General features: G+C 37.2%; 9 protein-coding genes and 1 tRNA gene. 8 read left to right on the forward strand and 2 right to left on the reverse strand.

Annotated elements, in window-relative coordinates:
• The first annotated feature begins 232 nt into the window (after positions 1–232).
• Both T529_RS0110945 and T529_RS0110950 read left to right on the forward strand, forming a co-directional pair.
• On the forward strand, positions 233–2,032 hold the full coding sequence (locus T529_RS0110945) for a beta-glucoside-specific PTS transporter subunit IIABC (RefSeq protein WP_033163647.1): 1,800 nt from the start codon (positions 233–235) through the stop codon (positions 2,030–2,032).
• On the forward strand, positions 2,022–3,431 hold the full coding sequence (locus tag T529_RS0110950) for a glycoside hydrolase family 1 protein (RefSeq protein ID WP_033163648.1): 1,410 nt from the start codon (positions 2,022–2,024) through the stop codon (positions 3,429–3,431). Before T529_RS0110945 ends, T529_RS0110950 begins: the two co-directional genes overlap by 11 nt.
• 56 nt (positions 3,432–3,487) lie before the next feature.
• Here T529_RS0110950 and pepT read toward each other — a convergent pair whose 3' ends face one another.
• Positions 3,488–4,705, reverse strand: coding sequence for a peptidase T (gene pepT / locus T529_RS0110955; protein WP_033163649.1), 1,218 nt, complete (start codon positions 4,703–4,705; stop codon positions 3,488–3,490).
• Between the two features lie 93 nt (positions 4,706–4,798).
• Between pepT and T529_RS0110960 the strand changes: the two genes are divergently transcribed.
• Together T529_RS0110960 and T529_RS0110965 are read left to right on the forward strand one after the other, a co-directional pair.
• A complete protein-coding gene (locus T529_RS0110960) occupies positions 4,799–5,386 on the forward strand; it encodes a ribonuclease H1 domain-containing protein (RefSeq protein WP_033163650.1) in 588 nt (195 codons plus the stop codon).
• Entirely contained in the window at positions 5,383–6,279 is an 897-nt protein-coding gene (locus tag T529_RS0110965; RefSeq protein ID WP_033163651.1) for an exonuclease domain-containing protein, read from the forward strand. The genes T529_RS0110960 and T529_RS0110965 overlap by 4 nt, the downstream gene beginning before the upstream one ends.
• A gap of 25 nt (positions 6,280–6,304) precedes the next feature.
• Here T529_RS0110965 and T529_RS0110970 read toward each other — a convergent pair whose 3' ends face one another.
• Complete coding sequence (locus T529_RS0110970) at positions 6,305–7,399, reverse strand: hypothetical protein (protein WP_033163652.1); 1,095 nt, start codon at positions 7,397–7,399, stop codon at positions 6,305–6,307.
• 166 nt (positions 7,400–7,565) lie between these two features.
• Between T529_RS0110970 and T529_RS0110975 the strand changes: the two genes are divergently transcribed.
• The 4 genes from T529_RS0110975 to T529_RS0110990 form a co-directional block, all read left to right on the forward strand.
• Positions 7,566–8,576, forward strand: a complete 1,011-nt coding sequence (locus tag T529_RS0110975; protein ID WP_033163653.1) for a glycosyltransferase family 2 protein — start codon at positions 7,566–7,568, stop codon at positions 8,574–8,576.
• A gap of 77 nt (positions 8,577–8,653) precedes the next feature.
• Positions 8,654–9,334, forward strand: a complete 681-nt coding sequence (locus tag T529_RS0110980; protein WP_202962302.1) for a phosphatase PAP2 family protein — start codon at positions 8,654–8,656, stop codon at positions 9,332–9,334.
• A gap of 51 nt (positions 9,335–9,385) precedes the next feature.
• Positions 9,386–9,462, forward strand: a tRNA-Arg gene (locus tag T529_RS0110985).
• A 90-nt stretch (positions 9,463–9,552) separates the two neighbouring features.
• Positions 9,553–9,748, forward strand: a 196-nt coding sequence (locus T529_RS0110990; protein WP_033163655.1) for a hypothetical protein, incomplete at its 3' end; no start/stop codon positions are given.

The raw sequence follows: 9,748 nt of genomic DNA on the forward strand, positions 1-9,748 counted from the left end.
GTTTGGACGCTATAGAAAATACCATATGGTTTTTTATTTATTAAATCCTTCAATAATCACCGATAACTAAAGGAGATATTCATCATTTTTTATAAAAATCTACCCACACATAGTGCAGAAGAGCCATTTTTTTATTTTATAAAGGTAAGAATGTGAACGAAGAAAAAGCGTGTTTTCTCTAAAATAGTGTTGTATTAAGAAAACGCGTTTCAAGAAATGAAGGAGAAAACTTATGGATTATAAAGATATTGCAAAATCCATCGTTGAACTTGTCGGTGGAAAAGAAAATATTGCTTCGTATACACATTGTTATACGAGACTGAGAATGACATTGAATGACTTAGAAAAAGCAAATAAAGAGGCGATTAGTCAGTTAGATGGTGTGCTTGATGTCATTGTTTCAGGTGGTCAGTTCCAGGTTGTTATTGGAAATGAAGTGGAACAGGTTTACAAGGAAGTGAATAAACTTGTTGGTAGTGAGACTCAAAAGGTTGAAGTGAAAAAGAAGAAGACGGTTAAGGAATATGCCAGTGGGGCATTAGATGTCTTCATTAGTTCATTTACGCCTATTATTCCCTTGATTGCTGGATGTGGTATGATTAAAGTCTTGATTGCGATTTTATTAAACACATCTCTTTTAAGCGACAAGAGTTCAACTTATGTGATATTGAATATTCTAGGTGACTCTGTATATTACTTCTTGCCAATATTTGTCGGTTATACAAGTGCAAAGAAGATGGATACAGATCCGTTCTTAGGCATGTTGCTTGGGGCTATTCTCTTGCATCCAAACTTCTCAGCTTTATCAGCTAAGGGTGCCCAGTATACTTCATTTATCAATATTCCAGTAAGACTTGTCAGCTATTCAGCTCAGGCTTTACCAGTCATTTTATCTGTCTGGCTGATGAAATATGTCAATAAGTTGACAGAAAAGATCTGTCCTAATTTAGTCAAAGTCTTTTTAAGACCAATGCTTACTATTCTTATTACTGCTCCAATCATGTTGATTGTCATTGGTCCTTTAGGCACATTTGCTGGTGATTACTTCCAGGTCTTCTGCAACTTGATGAACAAGTGGGGCTGGATTGCCGTTGGTTTAAATGCAGCAATTTTCCCATTCTTAGTCTTTACTGGTACGCATAATGCTTTAATTCCATTAATGATTCAAATGTTTGCTACGCAGGGCTTTGATGCGGTTCTTGTTCCTAGTGGACTTGTTGCCAATATTGCCGAAGGTGGTGCAGCATTTGGCGTCTTCTTACGTTCACGCGACAAGAAGATGAAAGGAACTGCCTTATCAGCAACAATCTCTGCTTTATTTGGTATTACTGAACCAGCTTTATATGGTGTTAACCTAAAGCTTAAGAGACCATTTATTGTGATGCTTATTGGTTCACTTACTGGTGGCTGTTTAGCAGGCTTATTAAGTGTTACTGCATTCTCATTTGTTTCTCCATCACTTATCTCTTTACCTATCTTTGCTGGAACAACTCGTTCATTTATTGGCGCCATTATTACTGTTATCGCAACATTTATTGGTACTGCTGTGATTACTGTCATTATGGGTTTTGATCAGTCAGGAAAAGATGAAATTGTCTCTCCATTAACTGGTGAAATTATGCCTCTTTCAGAAGTCAAAGACAAAGCATTCGCAAGTGGTGCAATGGGTCAGGGGATTGCGATTAAACCAACTGAAGGCAAGGTTGTTGCCCCATTTAATGGCACAGTCATGGCTATCTTCCCTACAAAACATGCCATTGGCTTGAAGCGTGATGATGGCTTGGAATTATTGATTCATGTTGGCTTGGATACTGTTAATTTAAATGGTAAAGGCTTTAAGGCGTATGTTAAGCAGGGAGATCGTGTGAAGATGGGTGAGACATTACTTGAATTCGATCAGGCATTGATTGAGTCACAGGGTTATGAATGCGTCACACCGATTATTGTCACAAACTCAGCACAATATAAGAAAGTTGATGTTCTTGCATCTTCCAAAATTAAAAGAAAAGAGAAATTACTCAATGTTGAATAAGGATTTTTTATGGGGTGCTTCTTCAGCCGCTAATCAGATTGAAGGCGGCTATAATGAAGGTGGTAAAGGCTTAAGCGTGATTGATGTCTTGGCGCAAGGTGAAAACCATCGCGTAGAGACGAAGGGTGTCATTACGGGTCGTTATTATAGCTCTCATCAAGCTGTTGATTTCTATCATCATTATAAGGAAGACATCAAGCTCTTTAGTGAACTAGGGATTAATAGCTATCGTATGTCGATTGCCTGGACACGTATTTTCCCAAATGGTGGTGATAAAGAGCCAAATGAAGAAGGCCTAAAGTTCTATGATGCCATCTTTGATGAATTACGTCGCTATCATATTGAACCTGTTGTGACTATCTCTCACTATGAATCGCCTTTTAAAAGAGCATTAGAAGGGGGATGGCTCAATCGAGAAATGATTGATTTTTATGTCCGCTATTGTGAAACCATCTTCAAGCGTTATAAGTATAAAGTGAAATACTGGATTATGTTTAATGAAATGAACTGTCTGCTTGTACCTTTTGGTATTATGACAGCAGGAGGCATCTTCTCGTCCATTCAATCACCCCTCAATACAGAACGAAATCGTTTCCAGGCTCTTCATCACCAATTTGTAGCTTCTGCAAAAGCAATTTGCCTAGGCAAAACAATAAATCCTGATTTCCATTTTGGTACGATGACAGCCTCAATGATCAATTATGCGTTAACTTGTGCTCCTGATGATGTCCTTCTCATGCAACAGGATCGCCAAATGAAGCACTACTTCACCAGCGATGTTCAGATACGTGGACATTATCCAGGTTATGCCTTGCGATATATGCGTGAACATGACATTCATATTGATATCTATGATGGTGATTTAGAAGAAATTAAGAAAGGTGTTGTTGATTTCTATGCATGTTCCTACTATATGACAAACTGTATTGGCTATGACAAAGATGCCCCTAAAACGGCAGCCAATCTTGTAGCTGGACTCAAGAACCCATATCTTAAGGCAAGTGAATGGGGCTGGCAGATCGATCCGCAGGGCTTCCGTTATTTCTTAAATGAAACTTATGATCGCTATCAAATTCCTATTATGGTTGTTGAGAATGGCTTAGGTGCAAAAGATACACTTAATAGTGATGGCACGATTCATGATGATTATCGCATACAATATCTTGATGCCCATATCAATGCCATGCTTGAAGCTATTGAAGATGGAGTAGATGTCATCGGCTACTTGCCTTGGAGTGTTATGGACCTGATGGCTTTATCAACGGGTAATATCGATAAGCGCTATGGCTTTATTTATGTAGATGTTGATAATTGTGGACAGGGAAGCTTTAAACGCTATAAAAAAGATTCCTTCTATTATTATCATGACAAGATTAAAAGTTTACAGACAAGAAACTAATCTTCTTCTCTTTTTGTAAATAAAAGCACCAACCCTATAAAGGTTGATGCTTCTTTTTATGCTTCAACATTGTTCTTGATCATTCTAAGAATAAGTTCAACACCCTTTTTCATTTGTGTCAGTGATGCATATTCATATTCACCATGATAGTTATAGCCACCTGTACCTAAGTTAGGACATGGTAAGCCTTTATAGGAAAGCATAGCTCCATCAGTACCGCCACGAATTGGTGTAGGTCTTGGATCCATGCCTAAATCACGCATAGCTATGTCAATCTGTTCAACGATTTGAGGGACTTTGATCATAATATCTTTCATGTTGTCATATTGATGTATATATTCAATCTGTACACTGTTGTCATGAATGGTATTGAGATAATCAGCTGTGGAACTCATGCGTTCCATCAGTTTATGCATTTTATCCATATCATGTTCACGTAAAAGATATGTCAAAGTAGCACTTGCTACATCACCATGTATATCATAAAGGTGATAGAAGCCTTCATAACCTTCCGTTGTTTCAGGACGGTTCGCTTCACCAAGCATACTGTCAAAGTTACGTGCGATTGTCAGGGCATTCACCATCTTGCCTTTCGCATCACCGGTATGGAATGACTGACCAGTAATTCTGACAACTGCTTTGTAGGCATTGAAGTTTTCAAAGTTATACTGATTGATATCACCACCATCAACGGTATAGGCATAATCGGCATTGAAACGTTCAATGTTGAAATGTTCTGTACCTCTGCCTACTTCTTCATCACATGTAAAGGCAATCTTGATATCATTATGTTTGAATTCTGGATGACGATACATATATTCAGCAACTGACATAATAATCGCAATACCTGCCTTATCATCAGCTCCTAACAATGTTGTACCATCAGTCGTAATAATGTCATGATGAATAAGATCTTTGAGCTCTGGATATTCTTCTGGATCAAGATACATCTTCTTTTCATCATTGATTGTAATGACCTGACCATTATAATTACGAATAATCTGGGGATTGACATTTTCCCCACTGGCGTCAGGGCTTGTATCCATGTGGGCAATAAAGCCTATAACATCACCCTGATCCGTATTACCAGGAATTGTGCCATAGACAATACCATATTCATCCTGCATAACATCCTGCAATTTTAAGATACGCATTTCTTCTGCTAAGAATTCCCCTAAGACTTTCTGCTTATCAGTAGAAGGGGATGTTGTTGATTCTTCACTTGATTGTGTATCAAAACTAATATATTTTAGAAATCTACTCTCAATTTTCATATGAACACCTCTTGTACTATTATACAAATTTCCCGTCTCTAATACTAGACAAAAGCGTGTTTTCTCCCTATCATAATCACGAGGTCGATATTTATGAAGTATTATGCAGTAAGAAAAGGAAAGCGTCCAGGTGTTTATAATAGCTGGGATGCTTGTAAACAACAGGTTAATGGATATCCGGGAGCAGTCTATAAATCATTTACGACAAGAGAGGAAGCAGAAGCTTTTGTGAAAGATGAAGTCCATATGCCACCTATGAATCATGGATTGATTGCCTATGTTGATGGCAGTTTTCATGCGAAAAACAAGATTTATGGCTATGGTGCTATCTTAATTGATGGAGGAAAGGTTAAAGAGATTCTTTATGGTAAGGGTAACCATCCTGATTATGTTGGTATGCGTAATGTAGCTGGTGAGATTGCCGGTAGTGAGTCAGCTGTGAATTATGCGATTGAACATGGCTATGATGGTGTTGTGATTTATTATGATTATATGGGGATTGAGAAATGGGCGAAGGGAGAATGGCAAGCCAATAAGCCAGGTACGAAGGCTTATGCGGCTTTTATGAAGGATGCTAGCAAGAAGATTAAGATTATCTTTATGAAAGTACAAGCCCATTCTGGTGATCATTTTAATGATATGGCAGATGAATATGCGAAGAAGGCTGTAGGTATTCTATGAGCGAATATATAACTGTCTTTGATATTGAAATCTTAAATAATGATCCTACTTCGATCTGTAGTATTGGCATTGTTGTTTTAAAGGATAAACGTGTTGTCGATACTTATTATTCTCTAGTCAAACCCCATAATCTAGCTTTTGATAAGTATCGCTATGGTGTGCATCATATTAGGCCTAAGAGCTTGCAAAAAGAACGTTCTTTTAAAGAAGTATGGGAAGAAATACACCATTTCTTTGAAGACATGATTGTGGTCAGTCATGATGTCCAGAATGATATGGCACACATTAGAGCCTGCTTAAAACAAGCTCATATTCCCTATCCAACATTACGCATGAGCTGTACAAATGTTATTGCTCATATTCTTAGTCCTGAACTTGAGAAATATAATATTGCGGACTTAAGTGAATTCTACAATGTACCACTCAATGATGCTCATAATGCCTTAAGTGATGCCAAGGCATGTGCCTTCATTCTTGTCAAAATGTTGAATAATAATCACTATGATACATTACTTTCCTTTCATGAACAGATGCATCTTGAACTCGGTGTTATGAAGCCAGGCTACTATAAGAATATCATTTCACCAGATCATGCCTTGCTTGCTTTGCATCCCCTTGTTCATCCTTTAAGCAATATGTCCATTGTCTTTACTGGTAAACTGCATAATGAACGTGCAGAACTTGAAAAGATGACTCATCAAGCTCATGCCTTTGTCGCTAGAGAAGTCAATAGTCATACGAACTATCTTGTAGTAGGCATGAAGGATTATAAAAATGCCCGTTATGGCAATAAAAACAATAAAGTCAAAAAAGCCCTTAGCTTAATGAAGGCCGGACAGGACTTAAAGATTATTAGTGAAAATGAATATATTAAGCTTATTAAAGCTGTATAAAAAAACCTAGCTCTCATAAAGAGGGCTAGGACTTTTTGATTTCACTTGAAGAAATACCAAATATTCCTACTTTTGTTTCAATTTCAATAGTGTCACCTTTTTGATAGTGTTCATAGATGTCTTTTGAAACATTATATGTCTTGACTTTTTCTCCAGGAATGCGGGCATTGAGCTGATAGCCTTTACCCATTGAGGCATCCATATAGCGCTTGTTGGTGATTGTTGCTTGAGAGATAACAACATGATCTGGAGGTAAAGTGCTATTTGACCAGAAAATTACAAAGGCTGTGAAGAAAAGGACATAGTAGATAAAGACACGATGAGCAGGTGAGGCGACAAGTGTTCTTAACATCGTATAGTATATCATAAAGAAGATGAAGAAGACACCTGTAACAACAAGAGCTAATGTAAACTTTGAAATAGAGAAGTTTGTATACATGACAATAAATCCAGCAATAATAGGAAGCAAGAAGACCATCATGAGATTTGTAGAAAGCTTATCGAGAACTTCCAAATCTCCTCTTAATAAGCGATAAATATAGAATATCGCAAAGAAGATTGGTGGGACAAGAGAAAGCACGCCCGCTACAACAAGCATATTAGATACCTTCTTAAAGGCAAATAGAAGATAGAGCCAGTCAATAGCTGCAAAGACTAATGTAATCATACGCATGTTCTTATAACTGAAGAGCTTATTGAGTGCTGAAGTGTTTTCTACTTCTTCTGGTATGATATTATGATTTGCCAGGACTTCCAGCATTTCACTTAAGCTTTCAACTTCGAAGTTCATGATATCAAGCACAATCTTCTTATCCGTTGTGATTTCAAAGTGACGATCAGTCTGTACAAAGCTCTTGATTTCATCATAGCGATAAGTATAGTTGCGATAAGACCAATTCTCTTTATCGAAAGTAAGTTCAAATGATCTTGTCTGATACATCAAATAACTGATACAACCGGCTAAAATAACCAAAAGCACACCCGCTAATTTAAAGCCCCATTCCAGAGGCGCGACAATTGCGATGATGCCTAGAATGATAAAAATGATGTTGATATATTGGAATATATGTATGAAGTTTTGTAGATATTTTTTATATTGTATAGTGCATTTTTCTTCCATTTTCTTCCACCTCATTTCTAAATTCTAACAAAAAAGGCTGTGAAATACTAGCTAAAAGTATGGTATTTATGGGCTTGGGATGAAGATGTTTGCGTGAATAGGTAAGATGTTGTATGATGAGTAAAAGTAAAAGACAAATTGCTTGTCATAATAGGAGGAAAAATTCATGAAATTACTTACAGTAACAATTCCCTCATATAATTCAGAAGATTATATGGAAAATGCTGTAAAGAGCCTGTTAGGTAGTCGTGATGATGTTGAAATCATTATTGTAGATGATGGTTCAACAGATCGCACCGGAGCAATCGGTGATGCCTTAGAAGAAGAATATCCAGATGTCATCAGATGCATTCATCAGGAAAATGGTGGTCATGGTGAAGCTGTGAATACTGGCATCCGTTATGCCACAGGTCAGTATTTTAAAGTTCTTGATTCTGATGACTGGTTTGATCCTGATGCTCTTAAGCAGGTCATTCGTACGTTAAAGTCTTTTGAAGCTGATGAACTGGACATGATGATTGTCAATTATATCTATGACAAACCTAGTGAAAACAGTCAGCATGTCATTAAATATACAAACTGTATGCCAGTAGGACGCTTATTCCGCTGGTATGATATGAAGCATTTCTTGCCAAGTCAGAATATCTTGATGCATTCAGTCATCTATCGTACAGAAATGTTGAGAGAGAGTGGCTTAAAACTTCCTGCCCATACATTCTATGTCGATAATCTCTTTGTTTATGAACCATTGCCATATGTCAAAACAATGTATTATCTTGATGTCGATCTCTATCATTACTTTATTGGTAGAGAAGACCAGTCAGTTAATGAAAAGGTAATGATTGGCCGTATTGACCAGCAAATCAAAGTCAACAAGCGTATGATTGATGCTGTTGATGTTACAAAGCTCAAATCACGTAAAATGCGTAAATATATGATTCATTACCTGACAATGATTACAACCGTGACAACTGTACTTCTTGTCAAGAGTGGCAGTAAAGAGAATCTCGCAAAGCGTGATGAATTATGGACTTATCTCAAGACAACTCGTCCTGAACTCTACAAGCAGGTCAGACGTACGGCCCTAGGCACAGCCATGCAGCTTAGAGGCAAGGTTGGCAACAAAATCCTAAGTTCGGGCTATACAATTGCTCAGAAGATTTTCCATTTCAACTAAAAACAACGATTAAATGTCAATAATTTGCGGTTGAGAAAAGCATATGAATTTGGTAGAATGGCACCTAGGTGATGAAAATGATAAAAAAATTCTACAACACTCATAAATATATCTGGGTTGCCATTATCTACTTTATTGATTATTTACCATGGTATTTCGGTATCCAACAAAGAGACATGACAGGATTTCATGATGTATCTGTACATCTTGATCATATTATTCCTTTTGTCCCTTGGTTTGTGGATTTCTATATGTATTGGTTTCTCTTTGTCTTTGGCACATTCCTTTTTGTCTTCTTCTATGATAAGAATGAATGGTATAAGGCTTGTGCGATGATGTTTGGTGGGATGACGATATGTCTGATTATCTTTACCATCTTCCCATCAACCTTTGCCTATCGACCAGCTGTGATAACAGGAACACCTATTGAGAAGTTCTTCCTCAATATCGTTTATACAGCTGATAAGCCAACGAATGTCTTCCCAAGTATTCATGTATATAACTCTATTGGCTGTGCCATTGCCTTAATTAAGTCTAAACGCTTTAAAGGCAATACAAAGATGAAAATCTTTGCGATTGCTTCAGCCATCATGATTACTTTATCAACAATGTTTATAAAACAGCACTCAGTCCTTGATGCACTTGGTGCAGTTGTGATTGCGATTGTTTTATATTATGTTGTCTATGTACGCTTTGATGCTTTTCTAGAAGCAAAGAAAGAAAAGAAAACAGTACTTGAAAGTGTAAAAAATTCTTAGTAAAATGGCAGTTGGTTAACAACTGCCATTGTTTTTTGGTTAATTCTATTTAGTTCGGTAGCTCAGTTGGATAGAGCGTCTGCCTCCTAAGCGGAAGGTCGTGGGTTCGACTCCCATCCGAACTGCCATCTTTATTTTAAAGCGGATTGATATGATCCCCTAAAGGTAGACAGTACAAATACACAAAATGTACTGCCCTGCTTTTAGGGGGTTTTATTATGGGAAGAAAAGCAAAATATACATTTGAACAGAAACTTCAGGCTGTACTGGATTATCAGTCAGGAAAGAAATCAGCAGTTGATATTGCCTTTGAATTAGATATGGGGAAAAATGGTGACAACAGAATACGTGAATGGTCGAATCTCTATAAAGCTAACGGGCAAGAAGCTCTCAAGCCTAAAGAAAGAAATTCAT

This window comes from Sharpea azabuensis DSM 18934 (assembly GCF_000702165.1).
Lineage (GTDB): Bacteria > Bacillota_I > Bacilli_A > Erysipelotrichales > Coprobacillaceae > Sharpea > Sharpea azabuensis.

What these genes read in the sequence shown, in the direction of transcription:
- T529_RS0110945 (WP_033163647.1), top strand. Translation starts at nt 233, where the DNA reads ATGGATTATAAAGATATTGCAAAATCCATCGTTGAACTTGTCGGTGGA.
- T529_RS0110950 (WP_033163648.1), top strand. Translation starts at nt 2,022, where the DNA reads ATGTTGAATAAGGATTTTTTATGGGGTGCTTCTTCAGCCGCTAATCAG.
- pepT (WP_033163649.1), bottom strand. Translation starts at nt 4,705, where the DNA reads ATGAAAATTGAGAGTAGATTTCTAAAATATATTAGTTTTGATACACAA.
- T529_RS0110960 (WP_033163650.1), top strand. Translation starts at nt 4,799, where the DNA reads ATGAAGTATTATGCAGTAAGAAAAGGAAAGCGTCCAGGTGTTTATAAT.
- T529_RS0110965 (WP_033163651.1), top strand. Translation starts at nt 5,383, where the DNA reads ATGAGCGAATATATAACTGTCTTTGATATTGAAATCTTAAATAATGAT.
- T529_RS0110970 (WP_033163652.1), bottom strand. Translation starts at nt 7,399, where the DNA reads ATGGAAGAAAAATGCACTATACAATATAAAAAATATCTACAAAACTTC.
- T529_RS0110975 (WP_033163653.1), top strand. Translation starts at nt 7,566, where the DNA reads ATGAAATTACTTACAGTAACAATTCCCTCATATAATTCAGAAGATTAT.
- T529_RS0110980 (WP_202962302.1), top strand. Translation starts at nt 8,654, where the DNA reads ATGATAAAAAAATTCTACAACACTCATAAATATATCTGGGTTGCCATT.